This is a genomic window from Cryobacterium sp. TmT2-59 (genome assembly GCF_004403545.1).
Lineage (GTDB): Bacteria > Actinomycetota > Actinomycetes > Actinomycetales > Microbacteriaceae > Cryobacterium > Cryobacterium shii.
In genome coordinates, this window is record NZ_SOGM01000010.1 from 1 (window position 1) to 20827 (window position 20827).

Annotated in this window: 20 protein-coding genes and 1 pseudogene; 6 read left to right on the plus strand and 15 right to left on the minus strand. The window is 69.2% G+C overall.

Going from position 1 to position 20827, the window contains the following annotated elements; genetic code table 11:
• A partial coding sequence (locus tag E3T24_RS01290) for a YhgE/Pip family protein (RefSeq protein WP_166789150.1) occupies positions 1 to 976 on the plus strand: 976 nt, incomplete at its 5' end.
• A gap of 31 nt (positions 977 to 1007) precedes the next feature.
• On the opposite strand, the gene E3T24_RS01295 is transcribed toward E3T24_RS01290, so the two are convergent.
• The 3 genes from E3T24_RS01295 to E3T24_RS01305 form a co-directional block, all read right to left on the minus strand.
• Complete coding sequence (locus E3T24_RS01295; RefSeq protein ID WP_134367917.1) at positions 1008 to 2240, minus strand: hypothetical protein; 1233 nt, start codon at positions 2238 to 2240, stop codon at positions 1008 to 1010.
• Between the two features lie 136 nt (positions 2241 to 2376).
• Complete coding sequence (locus tag E3T24_RS01300) at positions 2377 to 2745, minus strand: DUF4440 domain-containing protein (RefSeq protein ID WP_134367919.1); 369 nt, start codon at positions 2743 to 2745, stop codon at positions 2377 to 2379.
• A 15-nt stretch (positions 2746 to 2760) separates the two neighbouring features.
• Positions 2761 to 3399 carry an RNA methyltransferase gene (locus E3T24_RS01305; protein ID WP_134434204.1) on the minus strand — a complete coding sequence of 213 codons (639 nt, stop codon included), beginning with the start codon at positions 3397 to 3399 and terminating at the stop codon, positions 2761 to 2763.
• Positions 3400 to 3468: 69 nt separating this feature from the next.
• Here E3T24_RS01305 and E3T24_RS01310 point away from each other — a divergent pair, with 69 nt between their 5' ends.
• From E3T24_RS01310 to E3T24_RS01320, 3 genes are read left to right on the plus strand one after another with little or no spacing between them, the layout of a single operon-like run.
• Complete coding sequence (locus E3T24_RS01310; protein WP_134367923.1) at positions 3469 to 4734, plus strand: Nramp family divalent metal transporter; 1266 nt, start codon at positions 3469 to 3471, stop codon at positions 4732 to 4734.
• A 4-nt stretch (positions 4735 to 4738) separates the two neighbouring features.
• A complete protein-coding gene (locus E3T24_RS01315; RefSeq protein WP_166789130.1) occupies positions 4739 to 5383 on the plus strand; it encodes a metal-dependent transcriptional regulator in 645 nt (214 codons plus the stop codon).
• Positions 5384 to 5436: 53 nt separating this feature from the next.
• Positions 5437 to 6237, plus strand: coding sequence for an HAD-IIA family hydrolase (locus E3T24_RS01320; protein ID WP_134367925.1), 801 nt, complete (start codon positions 5437 to 5439; stop codon positions 6235 to 6237).
• Between the two features lie 130 nt (positions 6238 to 6367).
• Here E3T24_RS01320 and E3T24_RS01325 read toward each other — a convergent pair whose 3' ends face one another.
• From E3T24_RS01325 to E3T24_RS18145, 3 genes are all read right to left on the minus strand, one after another.
• Positions 6368 to 8248 (minus strand): hypothetical protein, encoded by a 1881-nt coding sequence (locus E3T24_RS01325; protein WP_134411296.1) that lies wholly within the window; start codon positions 8246 to 8248, stop codon positions 6368 to 6370.
• On the minus strand, positions 8248 to 8796 hold the full coding sequence (gene pyrE, locus E3T24_RS01330) for an orotate phosphoribosyltransferase (protein ID WP_134367929.1): 549 nt from the start codon (positions 8794 to 8796) through the stop codon (positions 8248 to 8250). Before pyrE ends, E3T24_RS01325 begins: the two co-directional genes overlap by 1 nt.
• 76 nt (positions 8797 to 8872) lie before the next feature.
• Complete coding sequence (locus E3T24_RS18145) at positions 8873 to 8995, minus strand: hypothetical protein (RefSeq protein WP_255572883.1); 123 nt, start codon at positions 8993 to 8995, stop codon at positions 8873 to 8875.
• A gap of 136 nt (positions 8996 to 9131) precedes the next feature.
• On the opposite strand from E3T24_RS18145, the gene E3T24_RS01335 reads away from it, so the two are divergent.
• Positions 9132 to 10064, plus strand: coding sequence for a LysR family transcriptional regulator (locus E3T24_RS01335; protein ID WP_134367931.1), 933 nt, complete (start codon positions 9132 to 9134; stop codon positions 10062 to 10064).
• A gap of 69 nt (positions 10065 to 10133) precedes the next feature.
• Here the strand turns inward: E3T24_RS01335 and E3T24_RS17770 are convergent, their stop codons facing one another.
• The 9 genes and pseudogenes from E3T24_RS17770 to E3T24_RS01375 form a co-directional block, all read right to left on the minus strand.
• Complete coding sequence (locus E3T24_RS17770) at positions 10134 to 10535, minus strand: hypothetical protein (protein ID WP_241978583.1); 402 nt, start codon at positions 10533 to 10535, stop codon at positions 10134 to 10136.
• 9 nt (positions 10536 to 10544) lie between these two features.
• On the minus strand, positions 10545 to 10985 hold the full coding sequence (locus E3T24_RS17775) for a hypothetical protein (protein ID WP_241978584.1): 441 nt from the start codon (positions 10983 to 10985) through the stop codon (positions 10545 to 10547).
• 121 nt (positions 10986 to 11106) lie between these two features.
• Positions 11107 to 11895, minus strand: a pseudogene (locus E3T24_RS01345) (ATP-binding cassette domain-containing protein).
• A 134-nt stretch (positions 11896 to 12029) separates the two neighbouring features.
• On the minus strand, positions 12030 to 12704 hold the full coding sequence (locus E3T24_RS01350; protein ID WP_134411292.1) for a substrate-binding domain-containing protein: 675 nt from the start codon (positions 12702 to 12704) through the stop codon (positions 12030 to 12032).
• 161 nt (positions 12705 to 12865) lie between these two features.
• Entirely contained in the window at positions 12866 to 14365 is a 1500-nt protein-coding gene (locus E3T24_RS01355) for a CoA-acylating methylmalonate-semialdehyde dehydrogenase (RefSeq protein ID WP_134403231.1), read from the minus strand.
• 149 nt (positions 14366 to 14514) lie between these two features.
• Complete coding sequence (locus tag E3T24_RS01360; RefSeq protein ID WP_134367938.1) at positions 14515 to 15849, minus strand: aspartate aminotransferase family protein; 1335 nt, start codon at positions 15847 to 15849, stop codon at positions 14515 to 14517.
• Between the two features lie 94 nt (positions 15850 to 15943).
• A complete protein-coding gene (locus E3T24_RS01365; protein WP_134367940.1) occupies positions 15944 to 16960 on the minus strand; it encodes a TIGR03842 family LLM class F420-dependent oxidoreductase in 1017 nt (338 codons plus the stop codon).
• 13 nt (positions 16961 to 16973) lie between these two features.
• Positions 16974 to 18419: a dihydropyrimidinase gene (gene hydA / locus E3T24_RS01370; protein WP_134367942.1), complete on the minus strand. Its 1446-nt coding sequence runs from the start codon at positions 18417 to 18419 to the stop codon at positions 16974 to 16976.
• 11 nt (positions 18420 to 18430) lie between these two features.
• Positions 18431 to 19366: a nitrilase-related carbon-nitrogen hydrolase gene (locus tag E3T24_RS01375; RefSeq protein WP_134367944.1), complete on the minus strand. Its 936-nt coding sequence runs from the start codon at positions 19364 to 19366 to the stop codon at positions 18431 to 18433.
• Between the two features lie 409 nt (positions 19367 to 19775).
• Here E3T24_RS01375 and E3T24_RS01380 point away from each other — a divergent pair, with 409 nt between their 5' ends.
• On the plus strand, positions 19776 to 20789 hold the full coding sequence (locus E3T24_RS01380) for a putative F420-0 ABC transporter substrate-binding protein (RefSeq protein ID WP_134434205.1): 1014 nt from the start codon (positions 19776 to 19778) through the stop codon (positions 20787 to 20789).
• Positions 20790 to 20827: the final 38 nt, after the last annotated feature.

Sequence of the window (20827 nt, forward strand, 5' to 3'; positions counted from 1 at the left end):
CGCCGCCGCGCTGGCAGCCGGCGCCGAGAAGACGTCGACCGGGGCCGCAGCGGCGGCCGCCGGGGCCGGCCAGGCCGCCGTCGGCGCCGGGAACCTCGCCGACGGAGCCCGGCAGACCCACGACGGAGCCGTGGCCGCCGCCACCGGGGCCGACAGCGCCGCCACCGGAGCGTCCTCACTGTCGGCAGGGGTCGGCAGCCTGCGGGACGGTCTCGGCGAGCTCCAAACCGGCGCGGGGACGCTGCGGGACGGCCTGGCCACCGGCGTCACCAGCATCCCGGACTCGACTGCGACCACCCGCTCCCTGCAGGGGTCGACGATCGCCGACCCGGTCTCACTGCAGACCGCGGCCGTGACCTCGGCCGGCACCTACGGCGCCGGGCTGGCCCCGTTCTTCGCCAGCCTGGCCGGCTGGATCGGCATCTACGCGTTGTTCCTGATCGTGAAGCCGGTCTCCCGGCGGGCCATCACCGCCCTGCACTCTCCCGTGCGGATCACGGTGGCCGGCTGGCTCACGCCCGGCCTGCTCGGGATGGCCCAGATGGCCGCCCTGTTCGCGATCCTGGCCGGCGTGCTGAAGTTCGAGGTGCACAACCCGGCCGGCACGTACCTGATGATGGGCCTGGCCGCCCTGGCGTTCGCGGCGATCATCCTCGCCCTGAACGTCTGGCTCGGCAGCGTCGGTCAGTTCATCGGCCTCGTGCTGATGGTGGTGCAGCTCGTGACCGCCGGCGGCACCTTCCCCTGGCAGACCCTGCCCGCGCCGCTGGCCTGGCTCCACCACGTGGTGCCGATGAGTTATGCCGTCGACGGCATCCGTCAGTTGATGTACGGCGGAAACCCGGCCACGGCCTGGTCCGATGCCGGCGTGCTGCTGCTCTGGCTGGCCGGCGCCCTGGTGCTCGCTTTCATCGGCGTGACCCGGATGACGCATTTCCGCACCCTGCGCGACCTGCGGCCCAGCCTGATCGGCTAGGCCGCCGGCCTCTTCGTCTCCAGTCGTCCTGCTACTCCTCGGGGCGGGAGGTGGCGCGACGACGCGGGAATGTCACCGCGTCGCCGCGGCTGGGCACCGCCGGCCGTTCCGACTCCTCGGCGGGAGCCGCTTCGGCCGAAGACGGGAGGGTGGACCAGCGCAGCAGGGCGGCAGCGCTCGTCTCGACCGGCAGTTCACCGGCCGATACCACGATCACCCGCGCATCCGTCAGGATCGCCGCGCGGACCAGGGCGTCGGCGGCCGGCACCGAGCCGAGCTCGCCGGCGCCGAGGGCCTCTGCCGAGGTGGCTGCCAGCCAGGGCTCGCGGTCGAGGGCGATCAGGGTCTCCGCCGGCGTCCGATCAGGGGCCAGCAGCAGCACGTCGACCTGGCTCTGCTGGAGTGCGCGCACCACGGCCGCGAAGTCCATCTCAGAGAGGCCGCTGCCCTGTCCCGTCCCCAGCCGCTCGAGAACATCGTGCTCCTCCCGCGCGAGAATCGCCGCGAGGTGGCGGTTCAGGTCGGTTTCGAGTTCCTCCTGCGTGGCACCGCCCGGGCGGGTGTTCGTGGGCACGACGTGCAGCACCTCGCGGCTAACCGGCGAAAGCTGGTCGACGAGAAGCTGCCGCGCACGCACGTCGCCGGTGAGCACGAGCAGTTCGGCCTTGCTGTCCTGCACGATCTCGTCGATCGCGGCGGCGATCTGGCCCTCGTTGCGCTTCCATACCTCCTCGGTGTGGTGCTGGTAGCGCCCATTTGCGAGGAAGTCGTCTTCGGACCCGACCTTCGTGAGGAATTCGGTGTCGCCCTCCACCTTCACCCTGGAGACCGGATGCGGGCGACTCAGCCGGTAGAGCGTGATCTCGCCGCCGTCCCGCCCGACCTCGGCCACCACGTAGCTGAGGTCCCGTGGGCGATGGATGAGCAGGGGCATCAGGTTGGGCACCGGCCCGTAGGAGACCAGCAGGTCGCCGAGCGGCTCCCCCGAGAGCACCTCGTTGATCTCCGCCACACCCTGCCGCACGACCATCAGCCGACCCATCGGGCCGCCCACCCCGGGCGGCTCCTCGCTCAGCTCGATGATGGTGCTGGCGTCGATCTCCGGCGCACCGGCCGCGGTCAGCGCCTCGCGCAGGGTGCGCTGGCGCAGGGCGGAGGTGCGCCGGGGATTCTGGGCATCCTGGGTCACGTCCACGTAAGCGCTTGACACCGAACCGGGTCGACGGAACAGCTCCGCGAGTCCTTCATTACCGAAATCAGCCATGGCGGGAGTCCCTTCTACCGTGTTTGCTCAGCACGGTAGCCCGCGGCCGGAGGGTTGACAACCCGGCCTCGGCGCGGCGGACGGACACCCAGGAGGGCGCGGCGAACACGCCCCGCAGACTCCGGGAAGACGCCGCCTAGATCGCGGTCTGCTGGTGCGCCGCGACGCACCAGCCGCCGTCCTTGAAGACATAGGTCGTCGACGCGTTCGCTTCGGTCACCTCGTCGCCACGGTGGGCGATGAGCCGGTAGACCAGCACGCCGGCATGATCGTTCAGCCGCACGACGGCCGGGTCGCGCAGCTTGTAGCTCGTGACCGGGGCGAGTGCCTGGAAGAAGGCGGGGGCCTCGTCGCGGGTGACGACCCGGCCCGGCAGGATCAGCAGCCCGTCGCTGGTCATCGTGCTCCGGTAGTAGGCGCCGCCGCGGCCGGCGAGGATCGCCTGCCACCCTTCGTGCTCTTCGTGCAGCAGTCGGGCGGGGAGATCGTCAGTGATCGAGGTCATGACCCAACGCTAGACCTAAAGCTTGGAGAACCGGTGCTGCAGCACCCAGTTGTGCATGGTGACGGCGGCCGCGGCGGAGGCGTTGATCGAGCGGGTGGACCCGAACTGGCTGATCTCCACGACGGCGTCGGCGGCGTCGATCGCCTCCCCGGACAGGCCGGGGCCCTCCTGGCCGAAGAGCAGCACGCAGCGCTCGGGGAAACTGAAGGTCTCGATGATCACGCTGCCCGGCACGTTGTCGATCGCGATGATCGGCAGGTCCGCCGTTTCGGCCCACTCGACGAGGGATGCGACATCCGGGTGGTGCAGCACGTGCTGGTACCGGTCGGTCACCATGGCGCCGCGCTTGTTCCAGCGCTTGCGGCCGATGATGTGCACCGTGTCGGCGGCGAAGGCGTTCGCGCTGCGCACGATCGAGCCGATGTTCATGTCGTGCTGCCAGTTCTCGATGGCCACGTGGAACGGGTGCCGTTTCTGGTCCAGGTCGGCGACGATGGCCTCCATCGACCAGTACCGGTACCGGTCGATCACGTTGCGGGTGTCACCGCGCTCGAGCAGCTCCGGGTCGTAGAACGACTCCTCGGGCAGTTCCCCCTGCCAGGGTCCGACGCCGTAGGTGGACAGTTCGGGCGTGGGGTTCTGCGGTTCTGGCACCGCTCCACCGTATCCTGCCCGGCCGGACCCACCCTTTCGGGCTCCCTAAATCCGACGTAAGATTTCGGCATGCCTAAAACGGATGCGCCGGCTGCCCCGGTGACCGATCGCCCGACCACCGTCGCCTCCACCCGCCTGCTCTGGCTGCTCGGGCCGGCCCTCGTCGCCGGCGTCGCGTACCTGGACCCCGGCAACGTGGCCAGCAACATGACGGCCGGCGCCCGCTACGGCTACCTGCTAGTGTGGGTGGTCGTGGCCGGCAACGTGATGGCCTGGCTGATCCAGTACCTCTCCGCCAAGCTCGGGATCGTCACGGGCACGAGCCTGCCGGAGATCCTCGGGGCGCGCATCCGTCACCCCCTGGCCCGCCGGCTCTACTGGCTCCAGGCGGAACTGGTGGCGATGGCCACCGACCTGGCCGAGATCATCGGCGGCGCGGTGGCGCTCTACCTGCTCTTCGACCTGCCCCTGCTGGCCGGCGGCGTGATCACCGGGGTCATCTCCATGGTGGTGCTGGGCGTGCAGACCCGGCGAGGGCCCCGCGTCTTCGAGCGGGTCATCATGGCGCTCCTGCTCATCATCACGGTGGGGTTCACCGCCGGGGTCTTCTTCGCCCCACCGGACCCGGCCGGGGTGCTGGCCGGGCTCGTGCCGCGCTTCGACGGGTCCAACTCGGTGCTCCTGGCCGCCTCGATCCTCGGCGCGACGATCATGCCGCACGCCATCTACGCGCACTCCGCCCTGACGCGGGACCGGTTCCCCTCCGTGGGCACCGACGCCGCGACCCCGCGCCTGCTCTGGGCCACCAAGTGGGATGTCTCCATCGCCATGGTGATCGCCGGAACGGTGAACCTGTCGATCCTGCTGCTCGCGGCATCCGCGCTGCAGGGCGCGCCGGGGACCGACACCCTTGAGGGCGCCTACCTGGCCCTGCGAGACACGCTGGGGCCCATCGTCGCGACCGTGTTCGCGGTGGGGCTGCTCGCGTCCGGGCTGGCGTCCACGTCGGTCGGCGCGTATGCCGGAGCGGAGATCATGCACGGCCTGCTGCGGCTGCGGGTGCCGCTGCTGCTGCGGCGCGTGGTCACGTTGATCCCGGCCCTGGTCATCCTGGGCGGCGGGTTCGACCCGACCGAGGCCCTCGTGCTCAGCCAGGTGGTGCTCTCGTTCGGCATCCCCTTCGCGCTGATCCCGCTGGTGTGGCTCACCGCTCAGCGCGGCGTTCTCGGGGAGTACCGCAACCGCTGGTTCACGACCGCCGCCGGCGCTCTCGCCGCCCTGCTGCTCGTGGCGCTGAACGTGGTGCTGCTCGTCCTCGTCTTCGCGGGCGCCTGACTCCATGGCGCTGACCAGCCCCGCGACCGAGGACTACCTCAAGACCATCTACGCGCACACCGAATGGCAACCTGACCCGATCACTCCGTCGGTGCTGGCGCTGCGCCTGGGCGTCGCGCCGTCCTCCGTCACCGAGATGGTGAAGAAGCTGGCCGCGGCCGGACTGATCACCCATGTGCCCTACGGGCCGCTCACCCTGACGACGGCCGGTGTCCTCGGCGCGACCGCCGTGGTGCGCCGCCATCGGCTGATCGAGACCTGGCTCGTGCGGGAGATGGGGTACGACTGGGACCAGGTGCACGACGAGGCGGAGATCCTCGAGCACGCGCTCTCCGACCGGTTGCTGGCGGCGATCGACGACCGCCTCGGGCACCCCGCCGCGGACCCGCACGGCGACCCGATCCCCGCGGCCGACGGCACGCTGGTGCGCGCCCCCGCGGTACTGCTGGCGGACGCCGCCCCCGGCCACGTCGGGACCGTGCTGCGCATCAGCGACCGCGACCCGGCCATCCTGCGGGGCCTCGGCGCCGACGGGATCCGGCCGGGAACCCGACTGACGGTGGACGAACAGTTCGCCGTGCGCCTGCCGGCCGGGGGCATCCGTCACCTGACGCAGTCGGCGGCCCGATCGATCTGGCTGACAAAGTAACCAGCGCGAAACCTCGCCCCGATAGTCTGGACCGTGAACCGAGGGAGCACCCAATGACTAGCCGTGACGAGATCGAATGCTGGCTGACCGACATGGACGGCGTGCTCGTGCATGAGAACAGCCCGCTGCCGGGTGCGGCGGAGTTGCTGGAGCAGTGGAGCGACGCCGGGACGCCGTTCCTGGTGCTGACCAACAATTCCATCTTCACGCCGCGGGATCTGAGCGCCCGCCTGCGCGCGTCGGGCCTGAACGTGCCGGAGGACCGCATCTGGACGTCGGCCCTGGCGACCGCGGACTTCCTGAAGTCGCAGGCGCCGGGCGGCACCGCGTTCGTCATCGGCGAGGTGGGCCTCACGACCGCGCTGCACGAGGCCGGTTTCATCATGACCGAGACGAATCCCGACTACGTCGTGGTCGGCGAGACCCGCAACTACTCGTTCGAGGCCATCACCAAGGCGATCCGTCTGCTGCTGGCCGGGGCCCGCTTCATTGCGACGAACCCGGATGCGACCGGTCCCAGCGCCGACGGCCCGCTGCCGGCCACGGGCGCGATCTCTGCCCTGATCACCAAGGCCACCGGGATGGAGCCGTACGTGGTCGGCAAGCCGAACCCGATGATGTTCCGCTCGGCGATGAACAAGATCGGCGCACACTCCGAGAACACGGCCATGATCGGCGACCGGATGGACACCGACATCATCGCCGGGATCGAGGCCGGGCTGCACACCATCCTGGTGATGACCGGCATCAGTGACGCCGCCGAGGTGAGCCGTTACCCGTTCCGACCGGACGAGATCCTCGCCGGCGTGCACGAGCTCGTCTCCGCGGAGCCGCAGGAGTCAGACGAGATCTGAGCCCGTCCCGCGCCGCCCCGCTGATCACCCCTGCTGCCGCTGCCGCTAACGAATTCGACGGAGATTCGGCCCTAAAAACACCGTTTTGGACCTGAACTGGCCTATTTCGGCAAAATCTCCGTCGAATTCGTCAGGCGGCAGGGGCGGGGCCGGGACCCGCGAGGCTCACCGTGAGCGGCTTGCCGGAAGACCGGCTCACGAAGCAGTAGTAGGACCGGGGGCCGCCGGTCCACTGCAGTTCGGTGATCGGGTAGCTGCCCTGCACCTGCAGGTCGGGGAAGGCCCCGGCCGCGGCCAGGTCGATCACGCCGGGGGTGCTGCAGAGCACGTTGATCTGACCGGCAAGCTCGGCCTCCCCGGGGAAGGCCGTGGTGTCGTCACCGGCGAACACCCCCCGGTACACGAGCTGCGCGGAGTGCGGGGCGCCACAGTCCGAAACCGTGAACTCCTCCTCCCAGGGCGACACGTAGGGCTCGAGGCATTCGCCGCCGAACAGGGTGTTCCACTGGTGCACGCCGGCTGGCTGCGGTCCGGTGACCTCGGGCGTGGGCGTCGGGGTCGGCGTCGGGGTGGCCATCGGCGTGCTGCCGGCGCTCATCGTGGGCGCCGCGACCGGTGTCGGGTCGCCTCCCAGGCTCTGTCCGATGAAGAAGAAGGCGCCCAGCACGACCACGAGAATGACGCCGGCGATGATCCACGGCAGCGACTTCTTGATGTCGATCGGCGGGCGGGCCGAGCCCCCGCGCGAGGCGGTGGAACCGGTCGGCGGCCGGCCGCCCGGGTCGGCATGTGCGGCGGCCGGTAAGGCGTGCGTGCCGGCGGACGTGGTGGTGAGGGCAACGGATGCCTCAGAAGGCTCAGCGGGCGTTGTCGCGCGGGCACCGCCAGCGGGCAACGGAGGCGCAACAGCAGGCGCAGTAGTGATGACGGGCGTGGCATTTCCGGGCCAGGCCTCAGGTCCGGCGGCCTCGGCAGCCCCGGGCGCCGTTCCGTTGGGCGCGGCGGCTCCTGTCACGGCAGCGCCTCCGGCGCCCGCAGCGCCACCTGCGTATGAGCCGGGGGAGGCTGAGGCGGCGACCGAGGCCACCGCTGCGGAGGCGGCGGCAGTTGCGGCGGCCGTGGCCGCGGACGCTGCCGTACCGGCCGCGGCGGACCAGGCGCGGAACCGGCTGCGGGCCGAGACCGGAGCCGGGAGCGCATCCGAGGCCTCGAGCGGCGCGGGTGCCGCGGGTGCCGCGGGCGTGCGAGTCACGCCGGCGATCAGGTCTGCGGCAGCGGTTTCCTCGGCAGTGGGCACGAGCGGGGACTGGGTGAGGGTTGTCCACCAGGGCGCCGGCTCGAGGTCCGCCTGCGAGCGGATGATGCGGGTTCCGCTGGGCACGGCGGAGCCGGAGCCGGTGGGCACGGCCGGAGCCAGGCCCGAGTCAGGGTCGACGCTCCGGTCAGGCGTCGGATCGGCCGGCACGGATGCTGCAGGAGTCGCCGCGCGTGCCGGGGCCGGCGCGTTCGGCGCGGGAGCGAGATATGCGGGAACGAGCGGTGCGGGTGCAAGGTCCGCGAGACGCGGCGGCGAGGAGGCGGCATCCGTGGACGGGCCGGGGTGACCGGGCCGGAACGGTTCAGACCCGGCGGGCGGGTCGGCTGCAGGAACCGCAACGGGCGGGTCGGCTGCAGGAACCGCAGCGGCGGGCACCGGCCGGACGCTCTTGAGCCGAGGATCGGTCTGGGTGGTGGGCTTCAGGCCCCACAGAAAGCCGGCGGTTTTGGGGTGGGCATCGACGGGCGGCACCGGCGGGGCCGGTTCGGCTGCCTGCCCGGGTTTCGGCCACCGGGGGATATGGATCGACCGCCGCGGGGTGAATTCGTCGGGCGTGCCGGGCCTGGCCCCGCCGCCGAGTTGCGAGGCGAGCCAGTCCATGCCGTCTTCGGCGGGCGCCTCGTCTTTCGACGCCCGGGAATTCGACGCCCTGGCCTTCGGTTCCTCGTCGCCCGGAACCTCGTCGAGCGGCACTAGTTCAGCCCCAGGTCCTCAAGGCCGATCGCGTAGTAGTACGGGTAGCCAGCGGCTTCGATCACTTCGCGCGCGCCGGTGTTGCGGTCGACGACCACGGCGACGCCGGCGATGATCGCCCCGACCTTGAGCAGCGCCTCGATCGCGGCCAACGGAGATCCTCCGGTGGTGGAGGTGTCCTCGAGGACGACGACACGCTTGCCCGCGAGGTCGGGCCCTTCGACCTGTCGGCCGCGGCCGTGGTCCTTGGGCTCCTTGCGCACGACGAAGGCGTCGTACGCGGCCCCGCGCGCCGCACCCTGGTGCAGGATGGCCGCGGCCACGGGGTCGGCGCCCATGGTCATGCCGCCGACCGCGGCGACATCCGGGATATCGGCTATCAGGTCGAGCATGACCTGACCGATCAGCGGTGCGACGCGGTGGTCGAGGCTGACCCTGCGCAGGTCGACGTAGTACGTCGCCTTCTTGCCGCTGGTGAGGGTGAAGTCACCATGAAAAACGGCGTCGGCTGAGATGTAGTCGATGAGTTGCTGGCGGGTATCGGTCACAGGACCAACTTTAGGCCATCGGCCGGCCGGTCCACTCGAGGGAGGACGCGGCTCTGACCGGGTGGAACCGAATCGACTAGAAGATGCGAACGAGCTTGCGCTCGGGCACGCGACGGTAGCCATCCTTGTGAACGTCGACCACGACGGCGACGAGGGAGGAGATCACAATGAGAACGAGAACGGCGAGGAGAGCAAACACGGTCGTACCTTTCGAGAATGGAGGCGGATGTCGGGGAGACGGAGGCACCATTGCACGAGTTCGACATTTTTATTTCACCACCTTTAACTTTGCAGCACAATCGTATTATTCTGCAGGGAGTGTGTAGCTTAGCTACATGGATGTGCAACGGCTCGAACTACTCCGGGAATTGGCCGAGCGCCACAGCATCACCGAGGTCGCCCGGGCCACGCACCGCACCCCGTCGGCGGTCTCCCAGCAGCTGAAAGTGCTCGAACGGGAGGCCGGTCTGCCTCTCACCGAGCGCAGCGGGCGCGGCCTGATTTTGACGGATGCCGGACGCGCCCTGGCCCGCAGCGCCACGAATGTGGCGGTCGCCCTCGCCCGCGCCACGGCGGTCTGGGACGAGTTCCGCAACGACGCCACCGGCGAGGTCAGCCTGGTCACGTTCCCGACCGCGGGCGAGATGCTGCTGCCCGGCGCACTGCGGGAAGTGGCCGCGGTGCCCGGGCTCGTCGTGAACTGCACCGACAAGGACCCCGAGCTGAGCGACTTCCCCGCGCTGACGGCGGAGTTCGACATCGTGCTCGCCTACAGCCTGCGCGGCCAGCTGCCCTGGGGCGGCCGCGGCCTGACGGTCGTGCCGCTGATGACCGAGCCTCTCGACGTGGGACTCCCGGCCGACCACCGGCTGGCCACCCGCACCTGGCTCACCCCGGCCGACGTCGTCGGTGAGACCTGGATCGGCGCGCCGCACGGCTACCCGTTCGAGCGCATCCTGCACCAGATCGAGCAGAAGGCCGGCAGCCCCGTCATCGTCGCCCAACAGTTTGCCGACCTGAGGGTGATCGAGGCCTTCGTCGTGGCCGGACTCGGCATCGCACTCGTGCCTCGCTACACCTGGGGCGGCGACCAACCGGGGCGGCTCGTGCTCAAGCCCCTGCGCGGGGTCGATGCCGAGCGGCAGATCGTGGCTCTGATGCGCCCCGACCGGGCCGAGCGCCTGGCCGTGCGCACCGTCGTCGACGTGCTGCGCACCGAGGCCGCCCGGGTGCAGGCCACGCACGCGGCGATCGCCCCGGCCCCCTGACCGCGCCCCTCTCACCCCTCCTCGCGGCAGCGAAAGTTGGCCGCGCAGTGCGGAGAACAGGGACGGGCGTCAGGCGCGGCCGTGGGAGACGCGGGTGCGACGGGACAGGGAGTCCACGATCACGGCGAGCAGCAGCACTGCGCCGGTGATCATGTACCGGATCGACGAGTCGAGGTTCATCAGGGTCAGGCCGCTGGAGATCGACTGGATCACGAGGATGCCCAGCAACGCCGAGTACGCGCTGCCGCGACCGCCGAACAGGCTGGCCCCGCCGATCACCGCCGCGGCGATGGCGTTGAGGTTCGTGTCGCCGCCGCCGCTGCCCTGGTTGGCTGCGGCCAGGCGGCCGGCCGCGAGCACCCCGCCGACCGCCGCAAAGGTCGAGCAGAGCATGAAGACCGAGAGGTAGACGGCTTTCACCTTGATGCCGGCCCGGCGCGCGGCTTCGACGTTGCCGCCGATGGCGTACACGGCCCTCCCCTACCGGGTGCGCAGCAGGAAGAAGTTCATCACGACCACGAGCACGAGGAACAGGAGGAACATCAGGCCCACCCCACGGGCCTGGTTGAGATACCAGGTGGGCACCCCGAGCACCACCAGGAGCCCCACGCTGCGTGCCACGATGGAGGTCGTCGAAATCGCGGTCAACTCCGCTTTGGTGCGCCGCCGGGCGATGAAGACCAGCTGTGCGGCGAAGACCAGGACGGTGAGCACGACGAGCACGTAGGACAGCCAGTCGGGCAGGAACCATTGCTGGGCGAACTGCACGATCCAGGAATCGAAGGGGATGTTGATCGACCCGGTTTTGCCGAGGACCCAGAGTTGCAGGCCGAGGAAGCCGAGCAGACCGGCCAGGGTGATCACGAAGCTCGGCACCCCGAACCGGGTGAACAGGAAGCCGTAGAGCAGGCCGACGAGCATCCCGGCGACGATCGACGACAGGATCGCGAGCGCCAGCGGCCAGCCTTGCGCTGGATGAGCCGTTCGTCCTGCCGGTCCGCCGCGACGGCCGGCGGCTCTGACGTGGGAATTGTCGGGGTCGTCATGATGACGCTTCCTCCGCACTGCGCGCCTGTGCGCGCCTCGTGACCGCGTTGTCCGTCGCCCCGGTGATGGCCGCGATGATGTCCTCGTAGGTGACGTCGGCGATCCGGAACTCGCCGTTGTTTCGCCCGAGGCGCAGCACGACGACCCGGTCGGCGACCGCCTGGACGTCGGCCATATTGTGGCTGATCAGAACGACGGCGAGCCCGCGCTAGCGCAGCCGCTCGATCAGGTTCAGCACCTCGGCGGTCTGGGCGACGCCCAGCGCCGCGGTCGGCTCGTCGAGGATCACCACGGTCGGCTCCCCGATCAGCGACCGGGCGATCGCCACGGTCTGGCGTTGACCGCCCGAGAGGGATGCCACGGCAATCCGCACGGAGGGAATCCGGGCGGAGAGTTGCTGCATCAGGCTCCAGGAGCGTTTCTCCATCTCCACCTCGTTGATGATGGCGCGGCCCCCGATCTCATGCCCCAGGAAGAGGTTGGCGACGACGTCGAGGTTGTCGCAGAGGGCCAGGTCCTGGTAGACCGTGGCGATGCCCAGGGCGTTCGATTCGGACGGGCTCGAGATCGAGACCGGCTTGTCGCGATGCATGATCGTGCCTCCGTCGGAGCCGTAGACGCCGGCGAGGATCTTGATCAGGGTCGACTTGCCTGCGCCGTTGTCACCGACGAGGGCGACCACCTCGCCGCTGTAGATGTCGAGGTCGACGGCGGTCAGGGCCTGGACGGCACCGAAGTTCTTGTCTATCCCCCGCAGTGAAAAGACCAGCTCCCCGGCGGGAATGGGGCTGTCGGCAACGACGAGGGCAGGGTCATGGCGAGTCCTTTGCGCTGGTCCGTTTCGTGCTGGTGCAGCGCCGGACGAGAATCACCTGCTGGTGATCCCCGCCCGGCGGTCTGCTGGTGCCGGTGCTGGCGTTACTTGATCCCGGCCGCCGTGCACGCCTCGGCATAGGTCGACGTGCAGATCTCGTCAACCGTGTAGAAGCCGTCCTTGACCACGGTCTCCATGATGTTGTCCACGGTCACGACCACCGGGGTGAGCAGGGTCGACGGGGTTCCGTCGACATCCGTGTCGCCCGTGAGCGTGTCGCCCTGGGCGAGGGCGTGCGTCAGCTCCGCAGCCTTCTCGGCTTCCAGCTTGATGGCCTTGTACACCGTCATGTACTGGTCTCCGGCGACGATTCGCTGGATGGCCGCGAGCTCGGCGTCCTGACCGGTCACCGGGGGCATCGGCGTGAACGCGGCAGCCTTGAGTGCCGCAATCGCGCCGCCCCCTGTGCCGTCGTTCGCCGCGTACACGCCCTGGATCTTCGGGCCGAACTGGGTGATCTGGCCGGCCGCCCACTCCTGGGCCTTGTCCGGGCTCCAGTCGGGGGTCTCGAACTCGGCGAGGATCGGGATGCCGCTGGGGTCGATGACGGAGTGAGCGCGCTTCTTGAACAGGGCCGCGTTGCCGTCGGTCGGCGATCCGTTGATCATGATGATGCCGGTGGTGGTGTTGTCCGCCTTCAGCTTGTCGACCAGCGCCGTGCCCTGCAGAACCCACAATCCGATCGCCAGGAGCGCGACTCTTTTCCTCAGTTTTCTCATTCTGGGCCTCCTACAGTGACCACCCTCGTTGGCGGTGCTACCACGATGGACCTCCGGGGGAGGTCGTCAAGGTTTCCGGCACCGCGCCGGGGCGCACGACGGAGGGCGGAAATCCGGCCCGGATTTCCGCCCTCAACAGGTATTGCGCGCGGTCGGTGCGGCTAGGCGTTTTGCGGGAAGCCCAGGTTGATGCCGCCGTGGCTGGGGTCGAGCCAGCGGCTCGTGACGGCCTTCTCGCGGGTGTAGAACGCGATCCCGGCCGGGCCGTATGCCTTCGCGTCGCCGAACAGGGAGTCCTTCCAGCCACCGAAGGAGTGGTATGCCACCGGCACGGGAATCGGCACGTTGATTCCGATCATGCCCACCTGCACCTCGTTCTGGAACCGGCGCGCCGCCCCGCCGTCATTGGTGAAGATGGCCGTGCCGTTGCCGTACCGGCTGCGGTTGATCAGTGCGAGCCCTTCGGCGTAGCTGGCGACCCGCACAATGGAGAGCACCGGCCCGAAGATCTCGTCGAGGTAGACGTCCGAGTCCGTGCTGACCTTGTCGAAGAGGGTCGGGCCGAGCCAGAAGCCGCTCGCGTCGCCGTCGACTTCGATGCCGCGGCCGTCCACGACGACCTCCGCGCCGTCGGTGTGGGCCACGTCGATGTAGGAGGCCACCTTGTCGCGGTGCACCTGCGTGATCAGCGGCCCCATGTCGCATCCGCGCATGCCGTCGCCCACCTTGAGGCCCGTGAGGCGCTCGGTGATCTTCGCGACCAGGTCGTCGGCGACCGGTTCGACGGCCACCACCACGCTGATCGCCATGCAGCGCTCACCGGCGGAGCCGAAACCGGCGTTGACCGCGGCATCCGCGGCCAGGTCCAGGTCGGCGTCCGGCAGCACGAGCATGTGGTTCTTGGCACCGCCGAGGGCCTGCACTCGCTTGCCGTGATGGGCCGCGGTCTCGTAGATGTACTTCGCGATCGGCGTGGACCCGACGAACGAGATGGCCTGCACGTTAGGGTGCACGAGCAGGGCGTCCACGGCTTCCTTGTCGCCGTGCACGACATTGAGCACGCCGTCGGGCAGGCCGGCTTCGGTCATCAGCGCGGCCAGCCAGTTCGACGCCGACGGGTCCTTCTCGCTCGGCTTCAGCACGACCGTGTTGCCGGCCGCGATCGCGATCGGGAAGAACCAGAGCGGCACCATCGCCGGGAAGTTGAACGGGCTGATGATGCCCACGACCCCCAGCGGCTGGCGGAGCGTGTAGACGTCCACGCCGGTCGACACGTTCTCGGAGTACTCCCCCTTGGTCAGGTGCGGCATGCCGAGCGCGAACTCGACCACTTCGAGGCCACGGATGATCTCGCCCAGGGCGTCGGAGGTCACCTTGCCGTGTTCCGCGGTGAGGATGTCCGCCAGGTCGCCCTTGCGCGCGTTCAGCAGCTCGCGGAAGTTGAACATGATGCCCTGGCGTCTGGCCTGGGAGGTGTCACGCCAGCCGGGGTAGGCCGCCTGCGCGGACGCGACGGCGGTGTCGACATCCGCGGTGCTCGCCAGGCGCACGTTCTTGGCGACGGCGCCGAGGGCCGGGTTGAAAACCGGGGCAGTCCGGGTCGAGGTTCCATCGACGGGGGCCCCGTCGATCCAGTGGGTGATGACGGGCAGGTCGGTCATGGGCGTTCGTCTCTCTTCATTCTCTTCATTGAGTAGCGGTCAGAGTGCCCGTTCCGGTCGAGAGTGCCCGGCGGAACGGGCACTCTCGACCGGAACGGTGAAGGTGGTGAGGGTGGATGTGCGGGTGCGGGTGGATGTGCGGGTGCGGGTCAGGCGAGGAGGTCGAGGCTCAGGACCTCGTCGTAGATGGCGAGCGCCTCGGCGACCTCGTCGTCGGTGACCACGCACGGCGGCACCACGTGGATGCGGTTCTCCGCGAGGAACGGCAGCAGGTTGCGGGCGAGCAGCTCGGTCTTGATGCGGCCCATCACCGCCCCGCTGAGCGGGTGCCGGGTCTCCCGGTCGGCCACGAGCTCCAGCGCCCAGAAGACGCCGACGCCGCGCACCTCGCCGATGACCTTGTGCTTCGCCTGCAGTTCGGCCAGTCCCGGAGCGAGCACGTCGCGCCCGATGCGGGCGGCGTTCTCGACGATTCCCTCGTTCTTCATCGCGTCGAGGGCCGCCACGATTGACGCCATCGCCAGCGGGTGGCCGCTGTAGGTGAGCCCGCCGGGGAAGACGTTGGTCTCGAAGTCGCTGGCGATGGAGTCCGAGATGATCACGCCGCCGGTGGGCACATACCCGGAGTTGACGCCCTTGGCGAAGGTGATCAGGTCGGGGGTCACGTCGTAGCCCTCGAACGCGAACCAGTTGCCGGTGCGGCCGAAGCCGGCCATCACCTCGTCCAGGATGAGCTGGATGCCGTAGCGGTCGCAGAGCGCCCGCACCCCGGCGAGGTAGCCGGGTGGCGGCACGAGCACGCCGGCGGTGCCCGGGATGGACTCCAGCAGCACGGCCGCGATGCCGGAAGGGCCCTCGCTCTGGATCACGTGTTCCAGGTGGCGCAGGGAGCGCTCCGACTCCTGCTCGGGCGTGGTCGCCCAGAACTCGCTGCGGTAGAGGTAGGGGCCGAAGAAGTGCACGTGGCCGCGCGCGAATTCGTTCGGGATGCGGCGCCAGTCCCCGGTCGCGACAATCGCCGCGCCCGTGTTGCCGTGGTATGAGCGGTAGGTGGAGAGGATCTTGTCACGGCCCGTGTGCAGGCGCGCCATCCGGATCGCGTTCTCGATCGCATCCGCGCCGCCGTTGGTGAAGAACACCTTGTTGAACCCGGCCGGAGCGCGCTCGACGATGCGTTTGGCGGCCTCGCCGCGGGCGAGGTTCGCCGTCGACGGGGCGACCGTGGCGAGCGTGCCGGCCTGCTCGATGATGGCCTGGGTGACCGCCGGATGCTGGTGGCCGATATTCACATTGACGAGCTGGCTGGAGAAGTCCAGATAGCTGCGCCCGTCGAAGTCCCACACCCGTGAACCCAGACCGCCGGCGATCACCAGCGGCTTCAGGCTGCCCTGCGCGGACCAGGAGTGGAAGACGTGGGCGCGGTCGAGTTCGTAGGCGAGGTCGTTCCGGCTTGAGGTTGCGCTCTGGGCTGTGGTGTCAGTCACGAATATCGGTTCTTTCTCTCTGCGTTGAGATGGAGGTGGAGTGATTCCTGTGGTGATGGCCCGGGGACGACGTGCACGTCCAGTCTGACCGAGTTTAGAACTTCGCCACGATTTGCTCGGTCATCTCCGGGATCACGGTCTCCCCGTAGACCCGGAGGGTCTCTTCCTTGTTGTCGTGCTGCAGATAGCCGGCGAACTGGTCGACGCCGAGGCTCCGCAGGGCCTCGAGCTTCTCGACGTGGTCCTTCGCGGTGCCGAGCAGGCAGAACCGGTCGATGATCTCGTCGGGCACGAAGGCGGCGTGCACGTTGCCCGCCTTGCCGTGCGCGTTATAGTCGTAGCCCTCCCGCCGGGCGATGTAGTCGGTCAGGGCCTTCGGCACGTGCGACTCGGTGCCGTACTTCGCCACGATGTCGGCCACGTGGTTGCCCACCATCCCGCCGAACCAGCGGCACTGGTTGCGCAGGTGCCCCCAGTTGTCGCCGATGTACATGGGAGCGGCCACGCAGAACCTGACCGACAGCGGGTCACGGCCGACGTTCGCCGCGGCCGCCCGAACGGTCTTGATCATCCACTCGGCCACGTCGAGGTCAGCCATCTGCAGGATGAAACCGTCGCCGATCTCCCCGGCCAGCTGGAGCGCGAGCGGGCCGTAGGCCGCCACCCACACCTCGAGGCTGGAGCCGACGCTCCAGGGGAACTGCAGCGTGGCGCCGTTGTGCTCGACCGGCCGGGAGTTCGCGAGCTCACGGATGACGTGCACCGATTCACGCAGCGTCTTCAGTGTGGTGGGGGCCCCGTTGGTGACCCGCACGGCGGAATCGCCGCGGCCGATGCCGCAGATCGTGCGGTTGCCGTACATCTCGTTCAGGGTCGCGAACGTGGAGGCCGTCACGGTCCAGTCGCGCGTGGCCGGGTTGGTGACCATGGGTCCGACGATGACCCTGCGGGTCTCGGCGAGAATTCGGCTGTGGATCACGTACGGCTCCTGCCAAAGCAGGTGCGAGTCGAAGGTCCAGACGTGGCTGAAGCCGTGCGCTTCGGCCAGCTGGGCCAGCTGCACGGTGCGGGCCGCCGGCGGGTTGGTCTGCAGAACGACTCCGAAATCCATGCCGTCCCCTGCCCTAGATGAGGTACTGGCTCAGGCCGCGCGGGACGAACCGGCCGTCGCCCCGGGCCCCGAGGTAGGCCTGGGCGTCGATGATGACCTTGCCCCGGGAGATCACGGTGTCGACGTGGCCGTCGATCTCGTAACCCTCCCAGGCCGAGTGGTCCATGTTCATGTGGTGGCTGCGGCCGGTCTGCTCGCCGAACTCGTCGACGCCCAGCCCGATCGAGGTGTGCCCGTTCGGGTCGTAGATCACGATGTCGGCGTCCGCGCCGGGCTGGATGACGCCCTTCCGGCCGTAGAGGCCGAACATCCGTGCCGGCGTGGTGGAGGTGATCTCGACCCAGCGTTCGAGCGTGATGCGCTCGTTGACCACGCCCTGGTAGAGCAGGTCCAGGCGATGCTCGACCGAGCCGATGCCGTTCGGGATCTTGGAGAAGTCATTCAGGCCCAGGTCTTTCTGGCCCTTCATGCAGAACGGGCAGTGGTCGGTGGAGACCATCTGGATGTCGTTCGTGCGCAGGCTCTGCCACAGGTGGTCCTGGTGGCCCTCGGCCCGGGAGCGCAGCGGGGTCGAGCACACCCACTTCGCACCCTCGAACCCGGGCGCCCCGAGGTTCTCCTCCAGCGAGAGGTAGAGGTATTGCGGGCAGGTCTCCCCGAACACGTTCTGGCCCGTGTCCCTGGCCGCCGCGATCTGCTCCACGGCCTGCCGGGCGCTCACGTGCACGACGTAGAGCGGCGCCCCGGTGAGGTTCGCCAGCATGATCGCCCGGTGCGTGGCCTCCTCCTCGAGCTGCCAGGCGCGCGCGACGCCGTGGTAGTACGGGGCGGTCTTGCCCTGCGCGAGCAGCTGGCCCACGAGCACGTCGATGGCCGGGCCGTTCTCCGCGTGCATCATGGTCATCAGCCCGGTCCCGGCGGACTTCTGCATGGCCTTGAGGATCTGCGCGTCATCCGAATAGAAGACCCCGGGGTAGGCCATGAACAGCTTGAAGCTCGAGACGCCCTCGGCCAGCAGCCCGTCCATGGCCTGCAGGGAGTCCGTGTTCAGGTCGCCGATGATCTGGTGGAAGCCGTAGTCGATGGCGCAGTTGCCGGCCGCCTTCTCGTGCCAGGCGGTCAGCCCGTCGAAGACCCGCTGGCCGTGGCTCTGCACCGCGAAGTCGATGATCGTGGTCGTGCCGCCCCAGGCCGCGGCCCGGGTGCCGGTCTCGAAGGTGTCGCTCGCGGCCGTGCCGCCGAACGGCAGCTCCATGTGCGTGTGCGCGTCGACGCCGCCCGGGATCACGTACCTGCCGGTCGCGTCGATCACGCGGTCGACGGATGCGGCCGGGTCGGCCCCGAGGAGGGCGGAACCGGGCGCCAGCACGGCGGCGATGGTCTCACCGTCGGTGAGCACGTCGGCGAGCACCCGTCCGGTCGCGCTGACCACGGTTCCGTTCTGGATCAGGATCTTCATGGTGTCCCCGCCTACGGTTCCACGATCGGGGCGTAGGAATCCGGGCGGCGGTCCCGGTAGAACTGCCACGAGTTGCGCACCTCGCGGATGACGCCCAGGTCGAGGTCTCGGATCAGGATCTCCTCGGTGTCGGTGGAGGCGACCTCGCCGACATAGTTGCCGCGCGGGTCGACGAAGTAGGAGCTGCCGTAGAACGTGACGGCCTCATCGCCGAACTCCTCGGTTTCGGCGCCGATGCGGTTGTTGGCGCCGATGTAGTACTGGTTGGCGACCGCGGCGGCCGGTTGCTCGAGCTCCCAGAGGCGGTTGGACAGCCCCGGCTTGGTGGCCGACGGGTTGAACACGATCTCGGCGCCGTTCAGGCCCAGCACGCGCCAGCCCTCGGGGAAGTGCCGGTCGTAGCAGATGTACACGCCGATCCTGCCGACCATGGTGTCGAAGACGGGGTAGTCGCCGTTGCCGGGGCGGAAATAGAACTTCTCCCAGAACTGCGGCAGGTGAGGGATATGGTGCTTGCGGTACTTGCCGAGGTAGCTGCCGTCGGCGTCGATCACGGCGGCCGTGTTGTAGAGCACGCCCGGCTGCTCCTCCTCATAGACGGGGAGCACGATCACTATGTTGTGCTCGGCGGCGAGCTTCTGGAACCGCTCCGTGAGCGGGCCCGGCACGCTCTGCGCGTAGTCGTAGTACTTCGGGTCCTGCACGATGCCGAAGTAGGGGCCGTGGAAGAGTTCCTGGAAGCAGATCACCTGCACCCCGGCGGCGGCCGCCGTGCGCACGAACCCCTCGTGCTTGCGGATCATCGACTCCTGGTCGCCGGTCCACTCCGTCTGGGTGATCGCGGCCCGAACGGTGTCGCGCCGATCGGTGCTGCCGCCCGTGTTGCCGGCGTGCGTTTTGCCCGTGCCCGTGTTGCTCGTGCCCGTGTTGCTGCTGTCCCCGGTCATCTCACTTGCCTCCACATCGCGCCCGACGCCGAGCAGGCCGAGAGGCCGGGAAGTGCAGCGCCGAATCAGGTGAGTCGAATCGGGCGGCTTCGCCCGTTTGTGCTGTTCGACGTCTATTTTGCAGATCTGTTTCTGTGTGACTTACGCGTAATCATCCTGTCGTCCGAACCGGCCGGTGGCAAGGGTTCCGGCCAACCCGTTCTGGCCTAGGCTGGGAGCAGACCGCCGGTTGGATCTGACCGGTCGAGCCGGCCCTGACTTGGGCGGCAGGTCGCCGGCATTCGCTCGGCTCGCATCCTCCTGCTCTCCCTTCTTCTCTCCCTCGTTCGCGAATGCGGGCGAATCGTCGCCATGGCGCGCTCATACCGACGATTCGCCCGCACTCGCAGCTCAGAACCGGATCGGTTTTATGAACCCGTACTTGTTGTCCCGCGTTTCTGTGCTGGCGGCGGTTGCCGCGTCGGCGCTGCTGCTGAGCGGATGCGCCGCGGCGGGCCCAAGCGCGCCGAGCGCCGCCCCGGAGGCGAACGCGGGCACCGGCTACCCGGTCACCGTCTCCAACTGCGGCACCGAGGTCACCGTGACCGCCGCGCCCGAGCGCATCGTCACGATCAAGTCCTCGGCCACCGAACTGCTGCTCGCGCTGGGCCTCGGCGACCGCATCGTCGGCTCGGCGTTCCTCGACGGGCCGCTGCCGGCATCCCTGGCGAAGGCCGGCGCCGACCTCAATGTGATCAGCGACTTCGTGCCCGGCCAGGAGGCCGTGCTGGACCTCACGCCCGACTTCATCTACGGCGGCTGGGAGTCCAACTTCTCCGCCGACGGGGTGGGCGAGCGTGCCGGACTGGCCGGCCTGAGCGTGGGCAGCTACGTCTCGCCCGCCGCCTGCAAGGGCGAGGCCATGCCCGACCCGCTCAGCTTCGATTCCGTCTTCACCGAGATCGACGAGGCCGGCGCCCTGTTCGGGGCCCCGGAGGCCGCCGCCAAGCTGGTCACCGAGCAGAAAGCCGACCTCGCTGCGCTTAAGCCGGTCAAGGAGGACACCACCGCCCTCTGGTACTCGAGCGGCACCGACGCCCCCTATGTGGGAGCCGGCATCGGCTCCCCCGCGATGATCATGGCGGCCGCCGGCCTGACCAACATCTTCGCGGACGTGCACGACACCTGGACCTCGGTGGGCTGGGAATCGGTGATCGAAGCGAACCCGAGCGTGATCGTGCTCGTCGACGCCACCTGGAACACCGCTGACTCGAAGATCGCCACCCTCGAGACGAACCCGGCCACCGCGGAGCTCGACGCGGTGAAGAACAAGCGCTACATCGTGCTGCCGTTCGCGGCGACCGAGGCCGGCATCCGCAATGTGGAGACCGCCTCGTCGGCCATCGACCAGCTGGCCGCCCTCGACAAGCAGCTCAAGAAGTAGCCCGCGGCGAGACGGCCCCGGCGGCGGACTGGTGACGG

What these genes read in the sequence shown, in the direction of transcription:
- E3T24_RS01365 (WP_134367940.1), bottom strand. Translation starts at nt 16,960, where the DNA reads ATGGATTTCGGAGTCGTTCTGCAGACCAACCCGCCGGCGGCCCGCACC.
- E3T24_RS01355 (WP_134403231.1), bottom strand. Translation starts at nt 14,365, where the DNA reads ATGACCGACCTGCCCGTCATCACCCACTGGATCGACGGGGCCCCCGTC.
- E3T24_RS01315 (WP_166789130.1), top strand. Translation starts at nt 4,739, where the DNA reads ATGGCGCTGACCAGCCCCGCGACCGAGGACTACCTCAAGACCATCTAC.
- E3T24_RS01320 (WP_134367925.1), top strand. Translation starts at nt 5,437, where the DNA reads ATGACTAGCCGTGACGAGATCGAATGCTGGCTGACCGACATGGACGGC.
- E3T24_RS01380 (WP_134434205.1), top strand. Translation starts at nt 19,776, where the DNA reads ATGAACCCGTACTTGTTGTCCCGCGTTTCTGTGCTGGCGGCGGTTGCC.
- E3T24_RS01335 (WP_134367931.1), top strand. Translation starts at nt 9,132, where the DNA reads ATGGATGTGCAACGGCTCGAACTACTCCGGGAATTGGCCGAGCGCCAC.
- E3T24_RS01300 (WP_134367919.1), bottom strand. Translation starts at nt 2,745, where the DNA reads ATGACCTCGATCACTGACGATCTCCCCGCCCGACTGCTGCACGAAGAG.
- E3T24_RS01295 (WP_134367917.1), bottom strand. Translation starts at nt 2,240, where the DNA reads ATGGCTGATTTCGGTAATGAAGGACTCGCGGAGCTGTTCCGTCGACCC.
- hydA (WP_134367942.1), bottom strand. Translation starts at nt 18,419, where the DNA reads ATGAAGATCCTGATCCAGAACGGAACCGTGGTCAGCGCGACCGGACGG.
- E3T24_RS01375 (WP_134367944.1), bottom strand. Translation starts at nt 19,366, where the DNA reads ATGACCGGGGACAGCAGCAACACGGGCACGAGCAACACGGGCACGGGC.
- E3T24_RS17775 (WP_241978584.1), bottom strand. Translation starts at nt 10,985, where the DNA reads ATGCTCGTCGGCCTGCTCTACGGCTTCCTGTTCACCCGGTTCGGGGTG.
- E3T24_RS01350 (WP_134411292.1), bottom strand. Translation starts at nt 12,704, where the DNA reads ATGAGAAAACTGAGGAAAAGAGTCGCGCTCCTGGCGATCGGATTGTGG.
- E3T24_RS01310 (WP_134367923.1), top strand. Translation starts at nt 3,469, where the DNA reads ATGCCTAAAACGGATGCGCCGGCTGCCCCGGTGACCGATCGCCCGACC.